The organism is Nocardia terrae (assembly GCF_009760405.1).
GTDB classification, from domain to species: domain Bacteria; phylum Actinomycetota; class Actinomycetes; order Mycobacteriales; family Mycobacteriaceae; genus Nocardia; species Nocardia terrae.
In genome coordinates, this window is sequence record NZ_WRPP01000001.1 from 104,825 (window position 1) to 130,054 (window position 25,230).

Consider the following 25,230-nt stretch of genomic DNA (forward strand, 5'->3'; position numbering starts at 1 on the left):
TTCAGGCCCTGATCGTCCCTACTCACTCGAAAGACGGGTGGCGCGGATTACCTCGGTGCGGAGGGGGACTTCGAAGGGGCCGGCGGCGGTTTCGGGCATGGTCTGGAGGAAGGCGGAGACTCGGGCGAGGAGGGCGGTGCGTTCGGCGGGGGTGATCACCAATGTGTGGGATTGGGTTCCGATTGTGGCGGTGAGGGATTCGGCGGTGCGGAGGTGGTAGTGGGGGAAGACCGAGTGCTCGAAGGGCGTGAATCGGGGGTCGGAGGGGAGGATTTGGCGGGACGGGCGGGGGAGTGAGGCGCTCGAGCGGGAGATGCGGTCGAGTTCGGCTACCCACTCGACCGAGGTGTCGGTGTCGTACCAGAAGGCCGCCAGCACGCCGCCCAGGCGGAGCACGCGGGCGATCTCGGGGAAGGCGCGGGGTGGGTCGAACCAGTGAAAGGCTTGGCCTACGAAGACGGCGTCGACCGAATTCGAGGGCAGGGGAATGGATTCGGCGGTTCCGTCCAGGACTGGCACTCGGGGGTGGTGCTGGTGGAGGACGGCGCGCATCGCTTCGTCGGGTTCCACCGCGGTGACGTGTGTACCGGCGGCGAGGGCCACTCCGGTGAGTTTGCCTGTGCCCGCGGCGAGATCGAGCACTCGCGGGGAAGCCGGTTCGTGCAAGGGTTCCAGGGCCCAGCGCACGGCGGCCAATGGGTAGTCCGGGCGATGGTCGTCGTAGGACTCGGCCTCCGCTCCGAATGTTTTCGCGCGACGGGTGCGCTCGTCGGAATCCTGGATCTCCCACCTGCCCATTCCGCTCATATCGCCATGCTATGTCGCTCGTCCGGCTGCGATCTCGGATCCGGGCGAACAACCCGTTGCAATCGACATACGCTCGTACGTATTCTTTTCGTGCATCGGTTGGGGCCGGTGACGACGAGGAGGGATTCCTGATGGATGGGATAGCGACCGAGGTGAACGTGGCGGCGACGCCGGTTCGGGATCGCTCGACGGCGATCGTGTGGGTGCTGTGTTCTGCCGCGTTCATGGCGATGCTCGACGTGTTCGTAGTGAACGTCGCCTTCACGAAGATCGGTGAGTCCTATCGCGGTTCGTCGCTGGCCGACGTGAGCTGGGTGCTCAACGGTTACGCGATCGTCTATGCGGCACTGCTGATTCCGGCGGGCCGCTTCTCGGACCGGTTCGGCCGCAAGGCCGGATTCCTGGTCGGACTGGGTGTTTTCACGCTGGCGAGCCTGGCGTGCGGATGATGCGGCATCCGAATCCGGTGGTGTCGCCGACCCTGTTCCGGGTGCGAACGTTCAACTGGGCGAATGCCACCGTGCTGGCGTTCTGCACCGCGTTCGGGGCGTGGTTCCTCAGCATCGCCCTGTGGCTGGAGAACGCGGCCCACTTCAGCACCATCGCAACCGGGTTGGCCATTGTGCCCGGTCCGCTCATGGTGCCGATCTTCGCGGCCGTCGGCCAACGCATGATCAAGCGAATGCCGGTGGGCGTCGTTGTGGCCCTGGGGAATCTGCTGCTCGCCGCCGGAGTGCTGCTGGTGCTGGCCGCCGCCTCGACGCACGTGGAGTACGCCACCCAGGTGCTGCCGGGCTGGGTGCTGTCCGGTGTCGGCATCGGCCTCGCGCTGCCCAGCATGATCGCCTGCGCCGCCGTCCTGATCGCCATCCTCGGATCGCTCGATATCCCTGCCGGGCGCATGCTGACCGCATTCCAGCACGGCTGGCTGTTCATATCGCTCGTCGCGATAGCCGGTGCCGCAACGTCATTCGGCATCACGACCCGTGCCGCCCGGGCATAACCGAAAGCAGATGACCATGCGGACAACAGCCATGACCGAACAGTCCGACCCGCTGTGCCTTTCCGAGACCACCTCCGCGGCACTGCTTTTCGACGCTCCATGGCGGCGGTTCGGTGTGATCGGCGACAGCTTGTCCCTGGGCGTCGGCGACCCGACCCCCGGCTACGTGAACAAAGGCTGGTCCGATCGAGTCGCGGACCTGCTCCGACGCGTGTCCCCGGACCTGAGCTATCTCAACACCTCCGAGATCGGCGCTACCACGGCCCGGACCATGGAGACCCAACTCGACCGCATCCTCGACTTCGGCCCGGACCTGCTGCATCTACCCTGCGGCCCGAACGACATCCTGCGCCGTGACCCCGATTTCGGTGAGATCGAACGGAACCTGCGAAGCCTCTACGCCCGCGTGGCCGCCACCGGAGCGCTGCTGACCACCTTCACCCTGGGCCGGGCCTTCGACGTACCGTCATTTCCGGACTGGCCCAGACGAATTCGCACCATGAACGACATCACCCGCCGGGTCGCCGCCGATTACGGCGCGCTGGTCGTCGACACCTGGGACCACCCGTTCAACGACCGCCCGAATCTCGTCAGCGCGGATCGGATCCACTTCTCGACATCGGGTCAGGCGGTTCTGGCCACCGAGGTCGTCCGGCACCTGGCATACCTGCTCGAGCGCCGGACGACCAGTCGGCCTCAGGCCCTGGCGAGTTCGGAGCGGGCCGCGGTGACCATGGTGGTGATGGCCACCGGGAGCGCCTGCACGGGATCGGGCGCGAAGCGGGGGGAATGGTTGGACGGGAAGCGGGGCGGCAGCGCGCCCTCGGTCAGCATGTAGGTCTGGTCCTCTTCGGTGAAGCGGGCCGGATCGATGCCGCCGATGTGCCAGAACACCGACGGGGCCTGGGCGGCCGTGCCGAAAGCGCCGAAATCCTCACTGCCGGTTATGGGATGCTCCATGGGCATGACGGGCAGCCCGGCGCCGGTGAGGGCGGCCAGCACCCGTTCGGTGTCGCCGGGGGTGTTCTCGGTGACCGGGAAGTGGTCGTAGAACTCGACTTTCGGCTCCTGGGGCGCGCCCGCCGCGGCGGCCTCGGCCTCGGCCATGCGCTGGATACCCTCGATCATGTGGTCGCGGGTGCCGTCGGTGAAGGTGCGCAGGCTCAGCAGCACCTCGGAGGTGTCGGCGATGATGTTCGGCCGGGTCCCCGCGTGCAGCGCCCCGGCGGTGAGGACCGGGCTCGAGGCGGTCGCGGTCTGGCGCGCGGTCAGCGACTGCAGGCGCACCACCAGCGAGGCCGCCATGAGCAGCGGGTCGATGGCGGTGTGCGGCTGGGAGGCGTGGCCGCCCTTGCCCAGGAAGGTGATCCGCACCGAGTCCGAGGCGGCCATCAGGGTGCCGGGCCTGCTCAGGATGATGCCCGCGGGCAGCGGGCTCACGTGCTGGCCGAGCACGATCGCCGGATGCGGGAACCGTTCCAGCAGACCGTCATTGACCATTCCCTGCGCACCCGACCCGGTCTCCTCGGCGGGCTGGAACAGCGCGACCACGGTGCCGGGCATCGGATTCGCCGCCAGTTCGGCGCAGGTGCCGAGCAGCGCGGTGACGTGCACGTCGTGCCCGCAGGCGTGCATGACGCCGGGGACGGTCGAGGCGTAGTCGAGGCCGGTCTCCTCCTGCACCGGCAGCGCGTCCATGTCCGCCCGCAGCCACACCACCGGGCCGGGCCCGCTCCGCAGCACGCCGACAACGCCGGTGCCGCCGACATTCTCGGTCACCTCCCAGCCGGGCATGGCGCGCAACTCCTCGGCCACCAGGCGCGCCGTGGCGTGCTCCTGGCCCGACAGCTCCGGATGGGCGTGCAGGTGGCGGTAGACCTGCTGCCAGTGCTCGGTCATGTGAGACTCTCCTTCGTGGGGATGGTCGCCGATGTGCGGGCCAGAGTCGCCCGGAACGCGTCGGCGGTTTGCGGGACCACGGACGCCGCCAGCAGGGCCAGCAGCGGGCCGACGGCCATGACTTCGAAAGCCGTTGTGTACGAGAAATGATCGGTGATGACACCGAAGGTGAGCGGGCTCGCCACGCCCGCCAGCTGGCCGCCGAAGATGATCACGCCGGTGGCCGCGCCGATATAGGCGCTGGGCAGCGCGCGCAGCGGCACCGCGAAGGCGGGCATGTAGGCCAAACCGGCGACCAGGCTCATGAGCGTGCCCTCGACCACGAACAGCGGGAAGGACCCCGCGCGCGGCAGGGCGAAAAGCATTGCGGCGGTGAAGGCCATGGCCGGCACCACGATGACGCGCGGTCGACCGCCGATCCGATCGGACAGCCGCGCGCCCAGCACCACCCCGGCCGCCGCGGCCAGTGTGGTCGGCACGGCCGCGAAAGCGATGCTGCCCATCGAGATTCCGAGTTGCTCTTGCAGGAAGGTCGGGGTCCACGCGGTGACACCCCACACCAGGACGTCGTAGCCGAAGAAGATCACCGCGAACCCGAGCAGCGCGGGGGAGAACAGCACGGCCCGGCGTTCGGCCTTGGTGCCGACATCCGCCAGCGGAATCTCGTCCTGCACCAAGGGTTCCGGCATCCACCGCCGCCACGCGAAGATCACCGCCACCCCGAGTACCGAGATGACCGCGAACATCACCCGCCAGCCCACCGTCGGCAGCGCGACCCCCGCGATCACCGCCGCCAGCAGCAGCCCCGCCGCATTGGAGGAGTTGGTCCAGCCCGCCGCGGTGGTGCGCTGCTCGGGCAGACTGCGTTCGGCGAGCGCCTTGATGGCCGCGGCCGGAAAGACGCCCTGCACCAGGCCGAACAGGAATCGGATGGCCAGCAGCACCGCGAAAGTCCAGGCGACGGCGGTCAATCCGGTGAAGACCGACCAGGCCGTCAGCCCCACTATCCCGACCTTCAGGGCCCCGTACCGATCCGCCAGCAAACCTCCGGGAATCTGCACCAGCGCGTACGGGATGAAGAACACCGACACCAGCAGGCCCTGTTGCGCGTGGTCGAGATGCAGGTCGTGGCCGATCGAGGGCAGCGCGAAATTGATCACCGTGCGATCGATGTAGTCGACGACCCAGGCCACGAACAGCAGCGCGATGGTTATCCGGGTGGTGCGTGGCATCCAGGCCCCTTCATAAGCGGGAGGAGGTGGCTGATGCCACACTGACCCCATGCCCGAGGATACGGCGAAATCGCCGGATACCGCCATCCCGGGGAGCGGTGTGCCGGAATCCGCCGTGCTGGCCGGCTTCGACGAGCGCGACCTGGATCTGGTTAATGCCTTGCAAATCAATCCGCGCGCCTCGTGGACGCGGATCGGGGAATCGCTCGGCATGGACGCCACCACCGCCGCCCGCCGCTGGCAGCAGCTCACCGCCTCCGGGCTGGCCTGGATCACGGCCTACGCGCCGGAGTTCGCCACCGTCGCCTACCTGCGATTGCGCTGCCGGACCGAACATCTCGGCACGCTCTCCGACCGGCTGACCGCCATGCCGTGGGTGCTCAGCGTCGACCGCCTCACCGGCGTCTTCCCGCTCCAACTCACCGTGGCGGTCGAAAACCTGGCCGCCCTGGACGATTTCACCGCCCGGGAACTGGCCGCGCTGCCCGGCGTCGAGGAGGTCCGCACGGCCGTCAACCTGCATCTCTATGTCGAGGGCAGTCAATGGCGGCCGCAGGCCCTCGACCCCGGCCAGCGCACCATGCTGACCGACCGGCGCGGCCCCGCGCCCACCGCCTCCCGGCCGCGGCCCGGCGACCGGGCCCTTGTGCTGGCGGTGTCCGCCGACGGCCGCCGCAGTATCGCGGACCTGGCCCGCGACACCGGCCTCACCGAAACCACGGTGCGCCGCCGGATCGGCGATATGACGGCCTCGGGCCGCTTGGTGTTCCGCTGCGACTTCGCCGAGCAGGCCGCGGGCTGGACCGTCACCGCCACCTATTGGGCGCGGCTGCCCGCCCGCCACCTCGACGCGCTCGGCGCTCGGCTCGCGTCCTGGCCGGAGATCCGGTTGTGCGTCGCCACCGCCGACGACAGCAATGTCATGCTCATCGGCTGGCTGCGCGGACCACGCGAGGGGCTGCTGCTGGAAGCCCGGCTGCAGCGCGAATTCCCGGAGTTGGAGATCGAGGAGCGTCAACTGACCCTGCGCACACTCAAACGCATGGGCCGCATCCTCAGTCCGCGCGGCCGCGCGGTGGGGTATGTCCCATTCAATGTCTGGGGTCGCGACCCCGAGTCCCCGCTTGGCTAGGCGTACCTCCGCATTCGCTCCGGCCATGCGCGGGGACGAAGGACGGCTACGCCGACAGCGCCCATTAGGCTCGCCCTCGATGACTGAGACGATGACGCACGGGTATGTCGCCGACGGATACGGGCGGGTCGCCGACGCCTTCCGGCGGAACTTCGAGCACCACGGCGAGATCGGCGCGGCGGTCGCGGTCTTCGACGGGGATACCCCGGTGGTGGATCTCTGGGGCGGATGGCGCGATTCGGTGCGGCGGTTGCCGTGGGAGCGCGACACCATCGCGCCGGTCTTCTCGTCCACCAAAGGCGTTGCCGCGCTGATCCTCGCGATGCTGGTGACCCGCGGGCAGCTGGACTACGACGAGCCGGTGACGCGGTATTGGCCCGAGTTCGCGGCACGCGGCAAGGGTGAGGTGACCGTCCGGCAGCTCATCGATCATCAGGTGGGGCTGCACATTCTGCGGGGGACCCGGATGACCCTGGCCGATCTGCGCGATCTGGACCGGGTCGCGGGCGTGCTGGCGGCGCAGCGGCCCGCGTGGACGCCGGGCACCCGGCAGGGATACCACCCGGTCAGCATCGGACTGTTCATCAACGAGCTGGTGCGCCGCGCCGATCCGGCCGGGCGCAGCATCCGGCACTTCCTCGCCGAGGAGATCGCGGAACCACTGGGCGTCGACTTCACCCTCGGGCTGGACGCGGACCTCGGCGGTGACCGCATCGTGAGACTCGTTCGCACCAACGGGCTCGACCTGCGCTTCGAGCGGAATCTGCCGTGGAATCAAGCGATTCCGGCGCTGTTGCGGCGCGGGCCGCTCTTCCGCGCGCTCGCGACCCCGGACCTGGGCATGCCCGAGGACTTCGTGCGCCCGGAGATCATGTCGGTGGAACTGCCCGGCAGCAACGGCGTCGGCTCGGCCCGCGGGCTGGCCCGGATCTACGCGGCGGGGCTGACCGGCGAGCTCCCGATCTCCGCGGCGGTCCGCACCCGCCTCGCCGACGCCGGGCCGGTGCCCGCCCCCGACGCGGTCCTGAAGACCACCACCCGATTCCATCTCGGCTTCCGAAAGTCCTGTCCCACTTTCCCGTTCGGGTCGGCGGACCACCGTGCCTACGGCACCCCCGGCATGGGCGGCTCACTGGGCTTCGCCGACCCGCACACCGGTCTGTCCTTCGCCTATGTTCCCAACCGCCTCGGCCTCACCCTCAATGGCGACAACCGCTGCCTGCGCCTGTCCCGCGCGGTCTTCGGAAAGACGACACGCCGATCGGGCACTCGCGGTGAACCGCAGCGGGCCGCCACTCGTTGATGCGGGTGTACCGGCCCCGAGCCGGTAGCTGTCCCGATGCGGTCCGGTACTCCCCCCTGCACCCGGACCGGGACCCCGCCGACGGTCTCGCGGCGGGGTCTTCGCATACCTAATTGCCCTGGCTAGCAGTGTATTTCGGGCAAAGGTGTGACTCGTGACACATTGATCAAGCTCGACTCCCATGGATACCTTGTGTGCGATGTATCGCGGACAAGGTACAACGAAATGGGGGATCGTGTCCGAGAACCAACCCGCCGCGCCCACCGTGGCCGACCTCATCATCGACCGCGTCGCGGCGCACACCGACCACCTCTTCGGTGTCGGCGGCGCCAATATCGAGGACCTCTACGACGCCCTCCACCGCCACCCGACCCTCACCGGCATCATCGCCAAACACGAGTTCGGCGCGGCCACCATGGCCGACGGCTACGCCCGCGCCACCGCCCGCCTCGGCGTCGTGGCCGCCACTTCCGGCGGCGGCGCCATGAACCTCCTGTCCGCCCTCACCGAATCCTTCGACTCCCGAGTCCCACTCCTGGCCCTGGTCGGCCAACCCCCGACCGCCCTCGAAGGACGCGGCGCCTTCCAGGACACCAGCGGCCTCCCCGGCCGCCTCGACGCCGAACACATCTTCACCGCGGTCTCCCGCTACTGCGCCAAAGTGACCAGCCCCCACGACATCCCCGAAGAACTCGACCGGGCCATCGCCGCCGCGTACGCGGGAGGACCGGCAGTCCTGCTGCTGCCCAAGGACGTTCAGACCGCGCTGTTCGCCGACGGCGGTGGTCCAGAGGGGGATCTCTCCCTGCCGGGGTGGTCCCCGGGAACTGACGCGGATCAGGTCCCCGTGATGCGGTGCTCCACGAGAACGGCTGTGTTGGAAAGTGATTCGGCATCACCGCCACCCTCGACGGTAGGTCCGAGTACCCGACCGGTCGCTTCCGCCGCAGGGGCCGTTGGAAGACCGGAACGCCTTGACGAGGGCGGTGCCTCCGCGCTGCCCGGTGAGCACTCGGCATTGCCGGACGCGGTGGACGCGCTGTCGGTTGTGGTGGCCGAACTGGTCGGTGCGGTGCCGGCGGGCGGGCGGGTTGTGGTCATCGCCGGACCGGAGGTGGGGGCGGCCGACGCGCGCACCGAACTCGCGGACGTCGTGCGGTTGTCGCGGGCGTCGGTTCTGGTCACCCCCGATGCCAAAGATGTCTATTCGAACCGGGATCCGCGTTTCGCCGGGGTCGTCGGTGTCATGGGGCATCCGCGTGCGCCGGAGCTCATCGCCGCTGCCGAGTTGTGTCTACTGGTGGGGGCGCCGCTGTCGATGACCGCCCGGGCCGGATTGGATGCGGCGCTGGCCGCGTGCCCGCGCGTCGTCTACCTGGGCTCGGAGGAGCCGTTCGTACCCGTGCACGCGGAGGCGCGCGGCTCATTGGCCGCCCTCCTGAGGGATCTGGCGGCTTCATTGGCGGCGTGGCCGGCCCGCGATCCCGGAGTTCCGGCGCACTCCTGGCCGGAATCCATTGAAACCGATTCGGGCACAGTGAATGCGGATCCGTTGCCAGGCCGCTACGGGATGACGAAGGGGTGGCTGCCCGAGTTGGTCGTGCCGCCCGCGTCCGGGCCCGGGGTGCGGTATCGCGAGGCGGTGGCAGCGCTCGAAGCGGGTCTGGAGCCCGGGACCGATGTGGTCGCGGATGCCGGGAATACCGGGGCCGCCGTGGTGCATTGGCTGCCCGTGCCCGAGGGTGGGCGGTTTCTCATCGCGTTGGGGATGGGCGGGATGGGGTATTCGTTCGGCGCGGGGATCGGGTGTGCGCTGGGGCGAGGCGGGCGCACGGTCGTGATCGCCGGGGACGGTGCGTATTTCATGCACGGGCACGAGCTGCATACGGCTGTCGAATATCAGGTGCCGGTCACGTTCGTGGTGTTCAACAACAACGCGCACGCCATGTGTGTGACGCGGGAGCAGGTCTTCTACTCCGGCGAATACAGCTTCAACCGATTCCGGGCGGCGGAGATCGGGGCCGGGGTGGGGGCCATGTTCCCCGAGCTGCCCGCCTGGACCGCGCGCACGCTCGGCGAATTCGAGCATGCACTGGACAAGACGCGGGCGATACCGGGCCCCGCGTTCATCGAACTGCAGTGTGACCCGGACGAGATACCACCGTTCGCACCGTTTCTGAAGGAGCCCCTCGCATGACCGAGACCGTCAACGCAGCACCGACCGACAAGGCGGCGCCGATCGAAGTGCCGGAGCTGGATGTGCCGGGGGTGTACCGCATCGAGACCATGGCCCTCAAGGAGGGCATGCCGCTGGTGCTGGACATGACCCGCTCGGTCTACCCGCACGACGAGATCTACGGGCAGTACTGCACCGTCACCGAATTCGTCGACGCGCCGCCGGACGAGGTGTTCGAGTACCTGGCCGACACCCGCAGCCTGTGCGAATGGACCTACAGCATGCGGGGTTTCGAGCGCACCGAGGACCCGGAGATCTGGGTCTCCGATGATCGGATCGGCTCGCACACCCGCATCTACACCCGCACGGTCGCCAATGCCGAAGCGCACACGGTCGACTACCACTGCGCCTGGGACCAGGCCGACCACCTGTGGATGATCTACCTGATGCGGGTCGTGGACGCGCAGCTGGTGCTGAACAAGCCGGGTTCCGTTGTCACGTGGACCAATTGCCACCACCCGTTCTACGACGACAACGGCTACCCGGAGACCGAGCCGCAGGGCCGTCCGGTATGGGTAGGCGACTTCTGGCACCTCTTCGCCGCCGGACACCTGCTGGAGCTGCGCAATCTCAAGGCGATCTGCGAGCACCGCCACGCCAACCGCCAGCCGATCAAGCCGGAATGGATGAACTGAGCATGAGCACCGACACCGTCAGCCTGATCGACGTCTCCGGCTATCTACCCGAGAACATCGTCGCCGCGGACTATTTCGTACAGCACGCGGACCCCGACGAGGTCACCTCGAACATCATGTTCAAGGCGCCCAAGTTCCGTCACCACATCGCCGCCGGTGAGACGCCCGCCGATATGGCCGAGCGCGCGGTCGCCCCGATCCTGGAGCGCCAGGGCCGGGACGTGTTGCGCGACATCGACGTTCTCATCGTGCACACCCAGCTGCCCGAGGTCGCCATCGTCGGCAACGGCGGCGAAGTGGCTGCCCGCCTGGGTATTTCGCCGGAATGGCTGATCGACCTGCACAACGGCGGCTGCGCCGCGTTCGTGCACGGCATGAAGCTGGCCCGCCAGATCCTGCTCTCCTCGCCGGCCCGCTCCGCGCTGGTGGTGACGGTGCAGAACGCGGCCGGCCAGATCTTCACCCAGGAGCAGGTGCGCGGCAAGGCGCAGGCCGCCATCCCGGGCGACGGCGCGGGCGCGGGACTGCTGGTGAAATCCGGTGATTCGCCGATCCTCGACATCGAGACCCGCCACCTGCCGGAGTTCGCCGGGCAGATGACCGCCATCGCCGAACCGCCGCGCCGCTACTGGGAGGCCGGAGCCGGGCAGATGCACGTCGGCTTCACCGAATCCAAGATCGCCAAGGTGCTGCAGCGCGGCAACCGGCTGGTGCCGGAGGTGGCGCACACGGTGTGCAAGCGCATCGGAGTGAAGTCCGAGGACCTGGACCTACTGGTCACCAACCAGCCCAACCGCGCCTTCCTGCGCAACTGGCGCGACGCGCTGCAACTGCCGCAGGAACGGCACCCCGACACCTTCGACGAATGCGGAAACCTGTTCGGCGCGGGCATTCCCGTCACCTTCGACCGGGCCGTCGACGAGGGCCGGGTACCGGCCGGCTCGGTGGTCATGTTCGCGGGCTTCGCGCACGCGGGCGATTTCGCCGCGGCCGCCGCGGTCCGATGGGGCGGACGCTGAAGGGGGCCAGCACGATGACCTCGCTGATAACGGCCGGACACCGGCTGCAGCTGAACGAGCTCCCCTTCGGCCCGCCGCCCTCGGTGCGCGAGGCGCTGAGCCGCGCGCTGGCCTCGGCCAACCGGTACCCGGAATTCCTGCCGGCGCGGCTGTCGCGGCTGATCGCGGAACGGCTGGGATGCGAGCCGGACCGGATCGTGGTGGGCGCGGGCGCGACCGGTGTGATCATGCACATCGTTCAGGAATTCGGTTCCGGCGCGGCCGAAGTCGTGATGGCGACCCCGACCTTCGACGGCTTCCCGATCCTGACCGGCATGGCGGGCGGGCGCCCGGTCACGGTGTCGCTCACCGGGGACGGCCGCCAGGATCTGGCGGCCATGGCCGCCGCGGTGACCGAGCGGACCCGCCTGGTGGTGGTGTGCAGCCCGCACAATCCCACCGGAACCCTGGTGCCGCCCGCGGACTTCGAGGATTTCCTGCGCGCGATCCCCGCCTCGATCACCGTGGTCCTGGACGAGGCGTACGTGGACTTCGTCGCCGAGGCCGAACGCGTCGACGTGTTCGCGCTGTTGGACCGGCATCCGAATCTGCTGGTCCTGCGCACCTTCTCGAAGGGGTACGGGCTGGCCGCGCTGCGGGTCGGCTACGCCGTCGGCGATCCGGAACTCATCGAGCGGATCGCCCGCTGGCAGTTGCCCTTCGGCATGACCGCGCTCGCCGAGGTCGCGGTGCGCGCCTGCTACGAGGCGGAGGCCGAGATCGAGGCGCGCATCGCGGTGCTGGGTGAACACCGCGATCGGCTCACCACCGGCCTGCGCGAGCTCGGCCTGTGCGTTCCCGACAGCTACGCCAACTTCTCCTACCTCACCCTGCCCGGTCCGGATGCCGAGCGGGTGGCAACCGCGCTGGCGGGGGCGGACATCCACGTCAAGACCTATCCCACCGGTATCCGCATCACCGTCGGCGATCGCGCGGCCACCGACGCGGTCCTCGCCACCGTCCGCAGTACAGTGCAGTAATGCACGAACATCCGCCTTCCGCACCCGACGGGCACCGGGCCGGAGCGGACGAGGAGATCGACTACGCGCTGCTCTCGCTGAATGCGCAGCTGTGCTTCGCGCTGTACTCCACGTCACGGTCCATGACCGCCGCCTACCGGCCGTTCCTGGATGACATGAACCTCACCTACCCGCAGTACCTGGTGCTGCTGGCCCTGTGGGAACGCCCCGGCATCACCATGAAGGATCTGGGCGAGCAGGTTCACCTCGACTACGGCACGCTCTCGCCGCTGGTGCAGCGACTACAGTCGCGCGGCCTGGTCGAGAGCGTCCGCAGCGCGACCGACGGGCGGGCGGTGGTGCTGCACGCCACAGAGTCCAGCCGCGAACTCCAGCAGGGCGCGCAGCACATGATCCAGACCGTGCTGGAGTTGGTCGGGGTTCCGGTCGAGGACATCGAGGAACTACGCGATCAGGTCAAGGCGCTGGGTGCGCGCCTGGACGCCGCGGCGGCGGCCGCCCGCGCTCGCTGAACCTCGCGGCCCTTCGCGGCCGTCAGGCGTATTTCGCCACCGCGTCGGCCACGATGGCGTCGAGTCGTGCGTGGTGTGCGCCCTTCCAGTAGGTCTGGCCGCACTCCACGCACTGGGCGAAGGAGTCGTAGCTGTCGCCGGTGTTGTCGGGCAGGTGGGCGCGCACGGCCTCGCGTGCGGCGGCGCGCAGCTGCCCGTTGCAGGAGGTGCAGCGCGTCCACGGCGCCAGGCGCGGGGCGAAGCGGGAGAGCACGTCGTCCAGCTGCTCGGCGGGCTGATGGCTGTAAACGTAAGCGCCGGAGTAGATCTCGCGTCGACGCAGCAGGCCGCGGTCGCGGGACAGCAGCACCCGCCGTTCGGCGGCCGAGCGGGCCGCCAGCGCGGCGTCGCCGATGTCCGGATTCTCGTAGGCCGCGTCGATTCCCAGTAGCCGCAGCCGCCGGGCCAGGGTGCCCAGGTGGATGTCGAGCAGGAAGCGCAGCGGCTCCGGACTCGGCTGCGGGCGGGCCACGGCCGCCACGGTGACGGTCTCGCCGGCGGTCGGGATGTGGCCGGTCGCAACCGGTTCGCCGTTCACCCGCAGCGTGCCCACCTCGGTGAGCGGTATCCCCAGCGACTCCACCACGTGCCCCAGCGTCGAGGTGCCGTCGATGCGGACCGGCGTGGCCCGGTGGCCGTGACCGTTCGAGCGCTGACCGACGAACACGCGCAGCTCCGGCGCGAACTCGACGGTGATTTCCCCTGCGTTCACCAGCCCAGGATCCCAGAAACGGGGGTCCGGCGAGCAACTCAATTTCGATCTTGGTCCGCGCGCGGGTTCCCGTGAATAGTGAAGTGGAGACCAATTTCTTCGGTGCAGTGGCGTGAAGCACAGTGGAAGGGCATCGGAACAGGTCGTTAACCAATTGTTTGCGTTCCTATGGCTTGCGCGGTTGGAATGTTGGTGTTTTTCTATCTGCGCAGGTCGATTTCGACCAACCGATGGACGAAGGAGTAATTCCCATCGGGTGCCATTCTCGGCAGCGTCGCCGCCGCACATACCGACCTGCTGCCACCGAGCCGCCCCTCTCGGCGCTCGCCCTGATGAAGGTTCGAAAGGAATACAGGCCATGAACGCACCCCGATTGGCCCGTGCGGCCATTGTTCTCGCGGGTCTCGCGGCGCCCCTGCTCACGCCTGCCCTGGCTACCGCCGCGCCGGCGGGCGGCGACTCACCCGCCCCCGCCGGCCCGGGCGCCACCTCCGCCCCGGGAGCCACGGCGGCTCCCACTCCCGCTCAGCCGACGATCCTGCCGCAGCTCGGAACCGGTAGCGCCGCGGTCGGCACCGGAAGTTCCACCGCCGCCGGGCTTGCCGGAGCCCTCGGCACCGGAAGCGCCGCGGCGGGCAGTCTGGCCTCGCTCTTCCCCGGTCCGGGTTCGGTATTGGGACTGCTCGGCACCGGCAGCGGCGCCGCCAGCGGTTCGGCGCAGGCCGGTGGCACGGCCGCACAGGCTCTGGGTTCTGGAAGCGCCGCCGCGGGCGCTGGTTCGTCGGGTAAGTAGAGCATTAGCTTTCAATTCGCCAGACGGCATAAACCGTTTAATGAGCGAGGGTTTCGCTCGCCGTGATTTATTTACGGATTTCTAACGGCTACTGCCTCGGCGGAATTAGATGAGGGAGACGGTCATGGATTACACCCATCTGTCCGAATTCGCCGTGCGCCCCGGCGCACTCACCCTGTGGCGGGCCGAACTGGCCGCCGGATCCGATTGGGCCACCGACGAGCGACCCTTCACCAACGTGCACGTCCGGCACTGCCGGGAGGCCGATGCCGCCGACCCGCGTCCGGGCCGGGGCCGCTGGATCGGAACGATTTTCGAAATGGACGCGCCCTTCGACGCCGGGCACTGGCGCGAGACGGTCCGGCTGTGGCACGCCCGGCACGAGGGCCTGCGCACCACGCTCGCCGCGCCCGGGCCGGGCGAGACTGCCATCGAGCCCGAGCGGCTGGTCTGCGCCGCGGCCGACCTCACCGTCGCCGCCGAACCCGTGCCCGGCGTCACCGGCTCCGAGCAGATCAACGAATACCTCACCGACACACTGGAATTGCGGCTCTCGCCGCTGCAGTGGCCGCACTGCCTGCTGGCCACCGTCGAGCATGCCGACACCGGGGATTTCACGGTGCTGGTGGGCGCGGACCACTCGGTCCTGGACGCCTACTCCCAGGCCATCGTCATCCTGGAACTGCGCAGCATGTATCGCGCTGTCGCACAGGGTGAGCCGGTGCGCGAATCGCCGACCTTCGGCAGTTCGGCCGACTTCGCGCACTGGGAGCGCACCGCCGCGGCCGCCCTCACCACCGAATGCGAACCCGTCCGCTACTGGCGGCGCTTCCTGGACGGCTCGGGCGGCATGCTGCCGCGCTTCGAACCGGCCATCACCGCCGCGGCCGGCGCGGTGTCGGAGCGACCGCAGGTGAGCGTGTCGCGAAAGCTGCTGTCGCTCGGCGAACTCGAACAGGTCGAACAGGCCGTCACCAACCGTGGCCACCGCCTCTCGGTCGCGGTCTTCACCGCCCTGGCCATCGCCTACCGCCGCACCTTCGGCTACATCTCACTGCGCGCCATCATGCCCATCGCCACCCGCTCCGATCTGCGCTTCCTCGAATCCATGGGCTGGTTCGTGAACGTCGTCCCCATCGACATCACCCTCGCCCCCGACCTGGACGCGGACAGCGCCCTGGAAACCACCCGAACCACCCTGCGCCGCTCCAGGATCGCCAACGACGCCACCTGGACCCGGGTCCTCGAACTCCTCGACTGCACCGACCGCCCCCGCTTCGGCATCTCCTTCCTCGACATCCGCGTCCTCCCCGACTACGAACTCGTCGAATCCCTGCGCGGCCACACCCTGCGCGCCGAGTCCTACTCCGGCGACGAGGTCTTCTTCTGGATAGTCCGCGCCGCCGACGGCCTCCGCCTCTCCACCCGCTTCCCCGCCTCTTTCCCGGCCGTGGAAATGGACCGCTTCCTCGCCGAATTCACCCGCGCCATGCGTGAATTCGCACGAAGCGCACGTCCCGGGCGCGCCTCCACACCGGCCGGCCCCACTGCCTCCGAGGTGCTGGCCGTCGAATCGGCTACGGCGGCCACGGCCCTCCACCACGGCGCGCCTGCTCGAACCGCCGCCGCGCGAGCTACGTTCGGAGTTCCACCAGGTGCGGGCGACCAGCAATCCACCTCCGTTCCGGCCGATGCGCCGGCCGCGCCCCAGACCATCCCCACCGCGCACACGGCCGCGGCGACACCGACCGAGCCGGCCCCGGCGGCCCTCACCCCGGCCCGGGTGTGAGCCATGCGCGCGCTATCGAAGGCCATAGGGGCTCACCGTGATAACCGGCCGGGCGGTCTGCTCGGCCGCGACCCCTCCGGCCGTACCCACCGGCTCTCGGCCACGGCCGCGCACGCGGCAGCCCGGCCGTGCGTCTACTTCCGGAATGGAGGTGCGCGATGACGCTGTTCAAGGTCTGCACCGGCATCCACGGGTATCGCCCGGGCCGTGGTGGAGCCGGCTCGCGATCTGTCGACCCGGGCCGGTTCGCGGTCGGCCGCATCTGTGCGGCCGTGGGTCCGGTGGCCAGCCTCTCGGCCTGGGCGGGCGACCATCGCGACGTGCGTGCCGGTGCGCTGCCCGGGTGCGATGTGCCGGGTGATTTCCACGCGCTGCCCGCCGCATCGGTCCAGCGCCGCACGAGCATCCGAATCGGAGGCGGGCGATGAAGGTGTTGCTTGCATTCGCCGGCAGCCGGGGTGACGCGCAACCCGGGATGTTGCTGGGCCGGGAGTTGGCTGAGCGGGGGCACGACGTCACGGTTGCGGTCTCGCCGAATTTGGTCGAATTCACTGAGCGGCATGGAGTTTCGACTGTGCCGTTCGGGGTCGACAGTGATGAGCTGTTGCGGGCGCAGCGGGATGATCGGCGGTTCCGGCATCCGAATCCGGTGCAGCGGGTGCGGGCGGTGGTGGATCTGCAGCGGCGCGGGTTCGCCGAGGCCGCGCTGGATCTGCTGAACCTCGCCGAGGACAGTGAGGTGCTCGTCAGCGGGATGGCGTGTGAGGAGATCGCCGCCGAGGTGGCGTGCCAGCAGGACATCCCGCTCGCGGCAATGCATTTCTTTCCGATTCGGCCCAGTGCGGCGGTCCCGGTCGTGCCGGCCGCCTGGGCGCGGCGGTTGCCTCCGACTCTGAATCGGCTCGGCTGGCAGGCGCTCACCCGGGCCCGTGCCGCGGCGCTCGCCTCCGAGATCACCGCCTTCCGGACCGTCGGCTCGGCGCCGGAATGCTCGTCGCCGTGCGAGATTCACGGCGACGGGCGGTTCACCGAGGACCCGGCTTCCTACGTCGCGATTCAGGCGTACGACCCGAATCTGTTCCCGGGCTTGGCCGAGGAGATCGGACCCGTGCCCTTCACCGGATTCCCGGTCGTGACCGACGCGGGCGCCGGGATCGGCGGGGAGTTGGGGGAGTGGCTGATCGCGGGGCCCGCGCCGGTGTATGCCGGGTTCGGGTCGATGCCGGTGGCCGATCCGATCGCGATCGAATCGATGGTGCGTGAGGTCGGCCGTCGGCTCGGGCTGCGAGTGTTGTTGGTGGGCAAGATGTTCCGGGAGAGGATCAGCCCGGATCTGGCGGTGGTCGATCAGGTCGATCACCGCGCGGTGCTGCCCCTGTGTGCCGCCGCCGTGCATCACGGCGGAGCCGGGACGACCGCGGCCGCGCTGCGAGCGGGGGTGCCGTCGGTGATCTGCTCGGTGCAGGCCGACCAGCCCTACTGGGGGCGGCAGATCGAGGCGCTCGGGTTGGGGGCGACCGCGCCCTTCGCCGGGCTCACCGCGAATCGTCTGGAGCGCTTGCTGATTCGGGCGACCGCGCCGGAGATCACGCTGCGGGCGGCAGCCTACGGCGCGCGGTTCCGCGACGACGGGGTCCGCCGCGCCGCCGATGTCATTGAATCCATTACCCCGGACAGGGTCGTCCGCGAGGTGCCGACCGAGATCGGAGGTGTGCGATGAGCACGGAGATCGCAATCGAAACCCGGGGGCTGGGCAAGAGTTTCGGATCCATGAACGCCGTGGAGGCGGTGGATCTGCGGGTCGAGGCGGGAACGGTGTTCGCGCTGCTCGGGCCGAACGGGGCCGGGAAGACGACCACCGTGCGAATGCTGGCCACGCTGCTGCGGCCCTCGCGGGGCACGGCAACGGTTTTCGACCACGACGTGGTCGGGCAGGCGACGGCCGTGCGGTCGATGATCGGGCTCACCGGCCAGTACGCGGCGGTGGACGAGAACCTCACCGCCTGGGAGAACCTGCGCCTGTTCGGGCGGCTGCTCGGCCTGAGCCGCCGGGCCGCCCAGGACCGGGCCGCCGAACTGCTCGAGGAGTTCGAACTGACCGGCGCCGCCCAGCGGCGGGTGAGTTCGTTCTCCGGCGGCATGCGCCGACGGCTGGACCTGGCGGCGACGCTGATCACGGTGCCGCCCTTGATCTTCCTGGACGAGCCGACCACCGGCCTGGATCCCCACACCCGCGAACGCATGTGGGGTGTAGTGCGCGGCCTGGTCGGGCGCGGCGCGACCATCCTGCTCACCACCCAGTACCTAGAGGAGGCCGACGCCCTCGCCGACCGCATCGCCGTCATCGATCACGGCACGGTGGTGGCCGAGGGCACCGCGGGCGAGCTGAAGGCGTCCATCGGCGAGGAGATGCTGCGCATCGACCTGGCGGATCCCGAGCAGCGGGCGCTGGCCGACGCCGCCGTCGAACGGCTCACCGGTATCACGCCCCTGCACGGGGACAACCCGTCCACCCTCACGGTCCCGCTCAGCGACATCGGCACCGCCGCCGACGTCATCACCGCCTGCCGCGACAGCGGAATCCGCCTGCGCGGCTTCGGGGTCGACCGCCCCGACCTGAACTCGGTGTTCCTGGCGCTGACCCAGCGCCCGGCCCGCACCCCGCTCCCGGCAGAAAGGGCGAGCGCATGACCGCCGTCTCCGGCACCTCGATCCTGGTGCATCCAACCGCGCGCATCGCGCGCGAGCCGCGGCTCACCCACGTCGGCCTGCGCGCGGGCCTGGCCCAGTCGCTCTACATGGCGCAGCGCGGCATGCTGACCTTCCGGCACAGCCCGCAACTGCTCTACGACGCCGTCCTGCTGCCCATCGTCGGGCCGCTGCTGTTCGGCAATGTCTTCGGCAAGGCCATCGCGGGCAGCCTCGACAACTATCTGCCGACGCTGATCCCCGGCGTGCTCGTGCAGATCGTGCTCACCTCCTCGGTCGCCATGGGAGTCCAACTGTCCGAGGACATCCGCTCCGGCGTCTTCGACCGCTTCGTCTCCATGCCCATCGCCCGCTTCGCGCCGGTGGCCGGGGGACTGCTCGCGGGCGCGACCCGCTACGTGATCGCGGCGCTCATGGTGCTGCTGGTCGGCGTCGGTATGGGCTATCGGCCCGACCATCCGCTCGGCCTGATCCTGGGTGCGGCCCTGGTCGTGTTCGCCACCACCGCCATGAGCTGGCTGTTCGCGTTCATCGGCGTGACCGTGGCCAAACCGGCTGCGGTGCAGGGCATGTCGATGCTGGTGCTGACCTTCGTCAGCTTCGCCTCCAATGCCCTGGTCCCGGTGGCCGCCATGCCCGCCTGGCTGCGCCACGTCTCCGACTACAACCCCGTCTCGCATCTGGTGGCGGCCGTGCGCACCCTCGCCGACTCCGGTTCGGTCGGCTCCGACTTCGCCTGGTCGGTGGGGGCCGCGCTGGTTGTCGCGATCGTGTTCGCGCCCTTGACCGTCCGCACCCTGCGTGCCCGTTGATCGGGAGACCTCCGTGACCGCCGTGCTGAACCGGCTCACCGCCGACGATGATCTGTTCCTGAAACTGCACGACCTGTACGGCAACGCCCTGGTCAACCAGCTGGCCTGGCGTTTCGACGAGTCCCTGGATCCGGCTGTGCTGGAACGCTTTCACGCGCACCTCGCGCACGGGTTCCTGGCACGCCGGGTGATGACCACCTCCGTGCCCTTCGCCCGTCCCTGGTGGGTTTCGGCGGCCGTCTCGGAACCGCTGGCCTATCAGGAGGAACCGGTCGACGAGAACGGCGTCCTGGATTGGCTTTTCGCACAGAGCCGGGTCGAGTTCGATCCGATCACCGGCCGGGTATGGCGGCTCTCCGCCGCGCCCACGACCACGGGCGGCACGCTGCTGTCGCTGGTCACCTCGCACGTGAGCTCCGACGGCGGTGCCGTGCTGTACGCGGTGGGCGATGCCCTGCGACGCCTGGACGCGGGCGACACCCCGGACATCGCAACCAGTTCCGGGCGACTGGTGGGCGCGATCCCCGCCACCGGCCTGCTGCGCGCCCACCTCACCGACGCGCTGGGCCGGCTGCGCGCCGCCGCGCTCAGCCTGCGCGCCGCCTTCGTGGCGCGCGATATCACCGAGCCGGAACGCAATCCGCGCCCGGAGGAGCCCCGCCGACTGCTGCCGGACACCTATTCGGCCGCCGACCTGGTGGTGGAAGTCGATGCGGCCGAATGGAATTCCATCGCCACCGCCCACGACGGCACCGCCAACGGACTCATGGTCGGCGTCGCGGTCGGAATCCTCGGCCGCAGCGGCCGCATCGGCGACGGCTCCTCGGTCCGCGTGGACATTCCGCACTCCATGCGCGGTCTCGACGATCCGCGCGCCAATGCCACCACCGGCCTGCCCATCTCGGTCCCCTACCGCAAGGGCGAGCACACCGACCTGCGCCAGGTCCGCACCGCCGTCAAACAGGCCGCCCGCGCCTACGCCGACCCGGCCACCACCCCCGCCCTGCAACACCTGCAGCCGATCCAGCAGATGCTCCCGAGATTCGTCCTCGGCTACTTCTCCCGCACCGCCAAGGCCCCCGAGTGCCTGTGCACCAACCTCGGCGAAACCGGCCAGAGCGTGGCCACCCTCGCCGGTGTGCGCGCAAGCTCGGTCCTCATGCGCCCGCTGCTCTGCACCGGCGAAACCGAACTCTTCCGCCGCCTCGAGATCGGCCTCAACCTCTCCTGGTCCAGCGACGGCCACACCGTCACCCTCGCCATCACCGGCGCCGACCCCGACCGCTTCCCGACCCGCACCGCCCTCCGCGATCACGTCACCGACGAGCTCGAAGCCTGGGGTCTCCGGCCGCGATTCTGGGCATAAGTGTTTGTGCACATATTAAGAAATCGATCCACCTGGATGACATCAAGTTGGTCGCGCTGGTAGATATATGCGTGCAACCCCATCCAGGAGGACCTTGTGCGCACTCTCGTAGGCGTCGTGGCCGCGCTCGCGATCATGGGCTCGACCGCGGGTGCGGCCACCGCGGAACCCGCGGGCAGCACACCGCTCGACACCCTCGCCGCCTGTCCCGCGACTGCTCGCTCCGACGCGCCGGTGCTGCTCATCCACGGCACCCATGCTGATGTGGAGAAGAGCCTCGGGCCAGTGCGTCAGGGATTACTGGACGACGGCCGCTGTGTCTACGGCCTCGACTACGACTCCGACGAGCCGCTGTCGGCCTCGGTCGACTATTTCACCGCCGCCGTGCACCGGATTCTCGCGGTGAATCAAGGGAACACCCTCGATCTGGTCGGAAAGTCGCAGGGCGCGTTGATCGCCCGCGCCGTGAGCCTGCGGTTCGCCGACCGGGCGACGAACCCGATCCGAACCGTCGTCGCGGTGAGCGGACCCCAGCAGGGCACGAGCATCGCGGGTATCCGGCTGCCCACCCTGCCCACCGGTTCGTCGGTACCGCAGGGGCTTCCGTTCCTCTCGCCCGCCATGTTCGACATGCTGGCCGGTTCGCCGTACCTCACCCGGCTCAACAGCGGACCGATGGTCGCGCCCGGGGTCCGCTACGTGATGACCGCGACCTCCTACGACGAGATCGTCACCCCCTACACCACGGCCTTCATCCACGCCCCCGGCGTCACCGACATCCTGGTGCAGGACGGATGCGCCGCCGACCACACCGGCCATATGGCGGGCTCCACCGATCCGCGCACCGTGGACCTGGTCCTCAACGCCCTCGACCCCGTGCGGCACCCGACGGTCCGCTGCGCGGCCAACGACAACCGAAAGTAGTCGCGCCATGCAGGAATCGACCTCATCCCGGACCGGCGCGGGCATGGGACGTCGCGCCTTCGGCCTCGGAATCCTGGGCGGCGCGGCCCTGACCGCCGCGGCCCGCCTCGCCCCGCCCGGCCATGCTGACCCGGTGCCGCAGTCGTATCGGATGACACCCGAACAGCTTTCGCGCACCGCCGATCGGGAATTCTTCGGCGTCAACGGCGCTCGCATCATCTCGGCCGAGAATGCCCGGCAATGGCACGATCCCGTCTTCCAGGACGCGCTGACCGCTGTCGGCCCGGGTCTGGTCCGGGTGCAGGGCGGCACCACCTCGCAGTGGATCGACTGGCGCACCGGCCTTTTCGATGAGCGGCCCGGCGGCGGCTTCGCCGGGCGCAATGACGGCCGACCGCCGCTCACCCTGGCCGACTGGGCGGATATCGTACGGCGGACCGGCGCGACACCGCTGTTCGATCTGAACGTGGTCACCTCGACCCTCGACGACCAGCTCGACATGCTGCGGGAGGCCCGGCGGCTGGGCATGCCGGTCCGCTACGTCGAGCTCGGCAATGAGCTGTGGGTTCCGATGCAGGTCTACGAGGACATCTATCCCACCGGCGCCGACTACGCCCGGACCATGAACGAGTGGATCGCCGCCATCCGCCGGGAATTCCCGCAGGCGCGGATCGGCGTGGCGGCCGCGGATGATTCGCTGGTCATGGGCGCCGGATTCGGGCAGCGCTACGCCGACTGGAATCAGGAGCTGTACGCGACGATTCGCGACGCCGACGCGGTCACCTTCCATCCCTACTGGATCGTCGACCCGATCGCGGCCGATATCGGCTCGACGGCCGTCGGCGGCGTCGTGAACTGGACCCACGTCGCCGACACCGTGCTGCGGGATATGCCCTCCGGCCTGCAAGCGTGGTTCACCGAGTACAACCAGATGGGCAAGGAGGCGACCCCGCCGCTGGATCGGCTGCCCGCCGTTCAGCAGACCTGGGCCGTGGGCCTGAGCGTGGCCTCGTTCACGCTGCGCGCGCTGCTCGATCCGCGCGCGGGCATGGCGGTCATGCACTGTGCCCTGAACGGCGCGCCGAGCACGACCACCGGCGGTGGCGGCACCACCAATCAGGCTGTGCACGCCCTCATCTCGGATGGTTCGGGCGGTTCGGTCCCGTACGGACGGACCGCCCTGAACATGGCGCTCACCCCGATCTACCACTGCCTCGACCAGGGGACCACGGTCCGCCCGCTGCGCCTGGATCCGGGCATCGGGACGCCCGCCGCACTGCTGCTGCCACCGTATGCCGGTGCGGCCGACGCGTTCACCGGTGCCGAACTGACCTCAGCGAGCGGCACCCGCGCGGTCCTGATCAACGCCTCGGACCGGCCCCTGCGAATCACCCTGCCGCCCAACCTGGTCGGCGCACAGGAAGTGCGGATCCAGACGGCCGCCCCGACCGCCGCCCCGGCCTTCGTCGCGGGCGACACCGTCTCCGAAACCAGCGCAGCGGTTTCCGATGTCCTCGACCTCCCCGCGTACTCGGAGGCCGTGCTGCGCCGTTCGTGAACGGTCAGGCGTGCGGACGGTTCTCGAAGTCGGCGAGGGTGACCTCGAGCCAGCCGATATAGGCGGCGGTCGACGCGCGGCCCTGCTCGTGCGCGGCCCGCATGACCTGTGCGGCCCAGCCGGAATCGATGTCGTCGATGGGTGCGAGCGCACCGCTGAGCTCATCGATCCGGGTGGGGGTGCGGACTTGCTCGCGACGGTAGTCCAATTCGGTGCGCAGCACCTCGACGGCCAGTTCGCGGCCGAGGGCTCCGGCCAGCAGGAACCGCATCATGAAGTCGGGGTTCATCGGCCGGGGCGCGGGTTCGTAGGGGGAGTGGGCCCAGTCCAGCAGGGTCTGCCGGCCGTCGACGGTGAGCCGGTCGACCTTGGCGTCCGGCTTGCCCTCGCGGGCCTCGACCTCGAATTCGACCAGCCCGCGCTCGACCAGCTTGCCCAGGGTTCGGTACACCTGCGGCAGCGTCACCCGGTAGCCGACGAACCGGCCGGGGCCGTCCATTCATTTGCCCAGGTCGTAGCCGGACATTGGGCGCAGGGCCAGCAGACCGAGGATGAGGGTGTCGAGCATGCGCCCAGCCTGTGCGCCCACACAGATATTCCGGTGACACGCGACGGCGGTCGGAGTCGATCTCTTGTTGACGCCCTGCCAGTGTCGGTGTAACTATGGGTAACAGTAACATGTGTCACTCTCCCCGAGAGGCTCTGACAATGACGTCAGCACCCGTGAAGACCGATCCCACGGTCGACCTCGCCCGGCAGTATGCCGAGAAACTCCTGCTGCTGTCGCAGGGCTCGGTCGACAAGCACTTCGATCCTTTCACCGATATCGATTGGGACAATCCCGATTTCGCGGTCACGCCGAACGACAAGCGCTGGATTCTGCCGGTCTCCGGTGACATGTTCGCCCGGCATCCCTGGTATCAGGCGCAATCCGAGGCTCGCAAGATCGCCATCGGGCTGTGGCGGCAGGCCAATATCGCCAAGGTCGGCCTGCAGTTCGAGACCCTGCTCATCGGCGGCATGGTGCAGCACACCTTCAAGCTGCGCAACGGCTCTCCCGAGTTCCGCTACTGCACCCACGAGGTCATCGAGGAGTGCAACCACACCCTCATGTTCCAGGAGATGGTGAACCGCATCGGGATCGACGTTCCGGGCATGGGGCCGATCCTCAAGCAGCTCACCTATGTCGTTCCGGCGTTGGCCTCGCTGTTCCCGAATCTGTTCTTCATCGCCGTGCTCTCGGGTGAGGAGCCGATCGACCACGTGCAGAAGGCGATTCTGCGCGCGGGCGAGGAGGTGCACCCGATCATGCGCGGCGTCATGGCGATTCACATCGCCGAGGAGGCGCGGCACATCTCCTTCGCGCACGAGTTCCTGGAGCACCATGTGCCGCAGGCGGATCCGTTCAGCAAGTTCGTGCTGTCGCTGGCGTTCCCGATCGTCATGTGGATCGGCGGACGGGCCATCGTGATCCCGCCGCGCGCGTTCTTCCGGGAGTTCGACATTCCGCGCGAGGTGCGCAAGGACGTGTTCTTCGGCTCGGCGGAGTCCAAGGAGGCGTTCGCGGGCTTCTTCGGCGACGTGCGCTCGCTGGCGAAGCGGATCGGGCTCATGAACCCCGTGTCCAAGCGGGTCTGGCGCGTCCTCGGCATCGACGGTCCGACGACCCGCTATCGCTCGGAGCCGGATCGCCCCGGTCAGGTCCGGGCGGCCTGAGGGCCTTGGTCCTCT

24 protein-coding genes and 1 pseudogene are annotated in these 25,230 nt (G+C 69.2%); 20 read left to right on the top strand and 5 right to left on the bottom strand.

What is annotated here, in order from left to right; all coding sequences use genetic code 11:
* Positions 1-18 precede the first annotated feature (18 nt).
* Complete coding sequence (locus GPX89_RS00510) at positions 19-807, bottom strand: class I SAM-dependent methyltransferase (RefSeq protein WP_235946610.1); 789 nt, start codon at positions 805-807, stop codon at positions 19-21.
* A gap of 131 nt (positions 808-938) precedes the next feature.
* Between GPX89_RS00510 and GPX89_RS44180 the strand changes: the two genes are divergently transcribed.
* The 3 genes and pseudogenes from GPX89_RS44180 to GPX89_RS00520 all read left to right on the top strand — a co-directional run.
* Positions 939-1,256, top strand: a complete 318-nt coding sequence (locus tag GPX89_RS44180; protein WP_235946611.1) for an MFS transporter — start codon at positions 939-941, stop codon at positions 1,254-1,256.
* On the top strand, positions 1,247-1,810 hold the full coding sequence (locus GPX89_RS44185) for an MFS transporter (protein ID WP_235946612.1): 564 nt from the start codon (positions 1,247-1,249) through the stop codon (positions 1,808-1,810). The genes GPX89_RS44180 and GPX89_RS44185 overlap by 10 nt, the downstream gene beginning before the upstream one ends.
* 31 nt (positions 1,811-1,841) lie before the next feature.
* Positions 1,842-2,444: pseudogene (locus GPX89_RS00520) on the top strand (SGNH/GDSL hydrolase family protein); the annotation flags it as partial.
* A 62-nt stretch (positions 2,445-2,506) separates the two neighbouring features.
* On the opposite strand, the gene GPX89_RS00525 reads toward GPX89_RS00520, so the two are convergent.
* Both GPX89_RS00525 and GPX89_RS00530 read right to left on the bottom strand, forming a co-directional pair.
* Entirely contained in the window at positions 2,507-3,709 is a 1,203-nt protein-coding gene (locus tag GPX89_RS00525) for an amidohydrolase (RefSeq protein ID WP_157354465.1), read from the bottom strand.
* Positions 3,706-4,941, bottom strand: a complete 1,236-nt coding sequence (locus GPX89_RS00530) for an MFS transporter (protein ID WP_157354467.1) — start codon at positions 4,939-4,941, stop codon at positions 3,706-3,708. Before GPX89_RS00530 ends, GPX89_RS00525 begins: the two co-directional genes overlap by 4 nt.
* A 49-nt stretch (positions 4,942-4,990) precedes the next feature.
* Here GPX89_RS00530 and GPX89_RS00535 point away from each other — a divergent pair, with 49 nt between their 5' ends.
* The 7 genes from GPX89_RS00535 (at position 4,991) to GPX89_RS00565 (ending at position 12,797) form a co-directional block, all read left to right on the top strand.
* The gene (locus GPX89_RS00535) at positions 4,991-6,073 is read left to right on the top strand and encodes an Lrp/AsnC family transcriptional regulator (RefSeq protein WP_157354469.1); all 1,083 of its coding nucleotides are present in this window, start codon (positions 4,991-4,993) and stop codon (positions 6,071-6,073) included.
* Positions 6,074-6,152: 79 nt separating this feature from the next.
* Complete coding sequence (locus tag GPX89_RS00540) at positions 6,153-7,376, top strand: serine hydrolase domain-containing protein (RefSeq protein ID WP_157354470.1); 1,224 nt, start codon at positions 6,153-6,155, stop codon at positions 7,374-7,376.
* Positions 7,377-7,611: 235 nt separating this feature from the next.
* The gene (locus GPX89_RS00545) at positions 7,612-9,573 is read left to right on the top strand and encodes a thiamine pyrophosphate-binding protein (RefSeq protein WP_328601376.1); all 1,962 of its coding nucleotides are present in this window, start codon (positions 7,612-7,614) and stop codon (positions 9,571-9,573) included.
* A 41-nt stretch (positions 9,574-9,614) separates the two neighbouring features.
* On the top strand, positions 9,615-10,247 hold the full coding sequence (locus tag GPX89_RS00550; RefSeq protein ID WP_407939350.1) for an SRPBCC family protein: 633 nt from the start codon (positions 9,615-9,617) through the stop codon (positions 10,245-10,247).
* Positions 10,235-11,266: a 3-oxoacyl-ACP synthase III family protein gene (locus GPX89_RS00555; RefSeq protein WP_157354474.1), complete on the top strand. Its 1,032-nt coding sequence runs from the start codon at positions 10,235-10,237 to the stop codon at positions 11,264-11,266. The genes GPX89_RS00550 and GPX89_RS00555 overlap by 13 nt, the downstream gene beginning before the upstream one ends.
* A gap of 14 nt (positions 11,267-11,280) precedes the next feature.
* Positions 11,281-12,285: a pyridoxal phosphate-dependent aminotransferase gene (locus GPX89_RS00560; protein WP_198347208.1), complete on the top strand. Its 1,005-nt coding sequence runs from the start codon at positions 11,281-11,283 to the stop codon at positions 12,283-12,285.
* Positions 12,285-12,797, top strand: a complete 513-nt coding sequence (locus GPX89_RS00565) for a MarR family winged helix-turn-helix transcriptional regulator (RefSeq protein WP_157354476.1) — start codon at positions 12,285-12,287, stop codon at positions 12,795-12,797. Before GPX89_RS00560 ends, GPX89_RS00565 begins: the two co-directional genes overlap by 1 nt.
* 22 nt (positions 12,798-12,819) lie before the next feature.
* Here the strand turns inward: GPX89_RS00565 and GPX89_RS00570 are convergent, their stop codons facing one another.
* The gene (locus GPX89_RS00570) at positions 12,820-13,548 is read right to left on the bottom strand and encodes a Mut7-C RNAse domain-containing protein (protein WP_198347209.1); all 729 of its coding nucleotides are present in this window, start codon (positions 13,546-13,548) and stop codon (positions 12,820-12,822) included.
* Between the two features lie 358 nt (positions 13,549-13,906).
* Between GPX89_RS00570 and GPX89_RS00575 the strand changes: the two genes are divergently transcribed.
* From GPX89_RS00575 to GPX89_RS00615, 9 genes are all read left to right on the top strand, one after another.
* Complete coding sequence (locus GPX89_RS00575; protein ID WP_157354479.1) at positions 13,907-14,341, top strand: hypothetical protein; 435 nt, start codon at positions 13,907-13,909, stop codon at positions 14,339-14,341.
* Positions 14,342-14,465: 124 nt separating this feature from the next.
* Complete coding sequence (locus GPX89_RS00580; RefSeq protein WP_157354481.1) at positions 14,466-16,130, top strand: condensation domain-containing protein; 1,665 nt, start codon at positions 14,466-14,468, stop codon at positions 16,128-16,130.
* Between the two features lie 158 nt (positions 16,131-16,288).
* Positions 16,289-16,558 carry a hypothetical protein gene (locus tag GPX89_RS00585; protein ID WP_157354483.1) on the top strand — a complete coding sequence of 90 codons (270 nt, stop codon included), beginning with the start codon at positions 16,289-16,291 and terminating at the stop codon, positions 16,556-16,558.
* Positions 16,555-17,850 (top strand): glycosyltransferase, encoded by a 1,296-nt coding sequence (locus GPX89_RS00590; protein WP_157354485.1) that lies wholly within the window; start codon positions 16,555-16,557, stop codon positions 17,848-17,850. The genes GPX89_RS00585 and GPX89_RS00590 overlap by 4 nt, the downstream gene beginning before the upstream one ends.
* Entirely contained in the window at positions 17,847-18,821 is a 975-nt protein-coding gene (locus tag GPX89_RS00595) for an ATP-binding cassette domain-containing protein (protein ID WP_157354487.1), read from the top strand. The genes GPX89_RS00590 and GPX89_RS00595 overlap by 4 nt, the downstream gene beginning before the upstream one ends.
* Positions 18,818-19,651, top strand: coding sequence for an ABC transporter permease (locus GPX89_RS00600; RefSeq protein ID WP_157354488.1), 834 nt, complete (start codon positions 18,818-18,820; stop codon positions 19,649-19,651). Before GPX89_RS00595 ends, GPX89_RS00600 begins: the two co-directional genes overlap by 4 nt.
* 13 nt (positions 19,652-19,664) lie before the next feature.
* Positions 19,665-21,017 carry a hypothetical protein gene (locus GPX89_RS00605; RefSeq protein WP_328601377.1) on the top strand — a complete coding sequence of 451 codons (1,353 nt, stop codon included), beginning with the start codon at positions 19,665-19,667 and terminating at the stop codon, positions 21,015-21,017.
* Positions 21,018-21,113: 96 nt separating this feature from the next.
* Complete coding sequence (locus tag GPX89_RS00610) at positions 21,114-21,941, top strand: esterase/lipase family protein (protein ID WP_157354490.1); 828 nt, start codon at positions 21,114-21,116, stop codon at positions 21,939-21,941.
* Between the two features lie 7 nt (positions 21,942-21,948).
* The gene (locus GPX89_RS00615; protein WP_157354492.1) at positions 21,949-23,499 is read left to right on the top strand and encodes a hypothetical protein; all 1,551 of its coding nucleotides are present in this window, start codon (positions 21,949-21,951) and stop codon (positions 23,497-23,499) included.
* Between the two features lie 4 nt (positions 23,500-23,503).
* Here the strand turns inward: GPX89_RS00615 and GPX89_RS00620 are convergent, their stop codons facing one another.
* The gene (locus GPX89_RS00620; protein WP_157354494.1) at positions 23,504-23,998 is read right to left on the bottom strand and encodes a PadR family transcriptional regulator; all 495 of its coding nucleotides are present in this window, start codon (positions 23,996-23,998) and stop codon (positions 23,504-23,506) included.
* Positions 23,999-24,207: 209 nt separating this feature from the next.
* On the opposite strand from GPX89_RS00620, the gene GPX89_RS00625 reads away from it, so the two are divergent.
* Positions 24,208-25,215, top strand: a complete 1,008-nt coding sequence (locus GPX89_RS00625) for an AurF N-oxygenase family protein (RefSeq protein ID WP_157354496.1) — start codon at positions 24,208-24,210, stop codon at positions 25,213-25,215.
* Positions 25,216-25,230: the final 15 nt, after the last annotated feature.

Excerpts from the sequence above, each read along its gene's own strand:
- GPX89_RS00555 (WP_157354474.1), top strand. The coding sequence starts at position 10,235 with ATGGATGAACTGAGCATGAGCACCGACACCGTCAGCCTGATCGACGTC.
- GPX89_RS44180 (WP_235946611.1), top strand. The coding sequence starts at position 939 with ATGGATGGGATAGCGACCGAGGTGAACGTGGCGGCGACGCCGGTTCGG.
- GPX89_RS00560 (WP_198347208.1), top strand. The coding sequence starts at position 11,281 with ATGACCTCGCTGATAACGGCCGGACACCGGCTGCAGCTGAACGAGCTC.
- GPX89_RS00535 (WP_157354469.1), top strand. The coding sequence starts at position 4,991 with ATGCCCGAGGATACGGCGAAATCGCCGGATACCGCCATCCCGGGGAGC.
- GPX89_RS00585 (WP_157354483.1), top strand. The coding sequence starts at position 16,289 with ATGACGCTGTTCAAGGTCTGCACCGGCATCCACGGGTATCGCCCGGGC.
- GPX89_RS00600 (WP_157354488.1), top strand. The coding sequence starts at position 18,818 with ATGACCGCCGTCTCCGGCACCTCGATCCTGGTGCATCCAACCGCGCGC.
- GPX89_RS00510 (WP_235946610.1), bottom strand. The coding sequence starts at position 807 with ATGAGCGGAATGGGCAGGTGGGAGATCCAGGATTCCGACGAGCGCACC.
- GPX89_RS00565 (WP_157354476.1), top strand. The coding sequence starts at position 12,285 with ATGCACGAACATCCGCCTTCCGCACCCGACGGGCACCGGGCCGGAGCG.
- GPX89_RS00530 (WP_157354467.1), bottom strand. The coding sequence starts at position 4,941 with ATGCCACGCACCACCCGGATAACCATCGCGCTGCTGTTCGTGGCCTGG.
- GPX89_RS00540 (WP_157354470.1), top strand. The coding sequence starts at position 6,153 with ATGACTGAGACGATGACGCACGGGTATGTCGCCGACGGATACGGGCGG.
- GPX89_RS00595 (WP_157354487.1), top strand. The coding sequence starts at position 17,847 with ATGAGCACGGAGATCGCAATCGAAACCCGGGGGCTGGGCAAGAGTTTC.
- GPX89_RS00525 (WP_157354465.1), bottom strand. The coding sequence starts at position 3,709 with ATGACCGAGCACTGGCAGCAGGTCTACCGCCACCTGCACGCCCATCCG.
- GPX89_RS00590 (WP_157354485.1), top strand. The coding sequence starts at position 16,555 with ATGAAGGTGTTGCTTGCATTCGCCGGCAGCCGGGGTGACGCGCAACCC.
- GPX89_RS00625 (WP_157354496.1), top strand. The coding sequence starts at position 24,208 with ATGACGTCAGCACCCGTGAAGACCGATCCCACGGTCGACCTCGCCCGG.
- GPX89_RS00575 (WP_157354479.1), top strand. The coding sequence starts at position 13,907 with ATGAACGCACCCCGATTGGCCCGTGCGGCCATTGTTCTCGCGGGTCTC.
- GPX89_RS00580 (WP_157354481.1), top strand. The coding sequence starts at position 14,466 with ATGGATTACACCCATCTGTCCGAATTCGCCGTGCGCCCCGGCGCACTC.
- GPX89_RS00615 (WP_157354492.1), top strand. The coding sequence starts at position 21,949 with ATGCAGGAATCGACCTCATCCCGGACCGGCGCGGGCATGGGACGTCGC.
- GPX89_RS00620 (WP_157354494.1), bottom strand. The coding sequence starts at position 23,998 with ATGGACGGCCCCGGCCGGTTCGTCGGCTACCGGGTGACGCTGCCGCAG.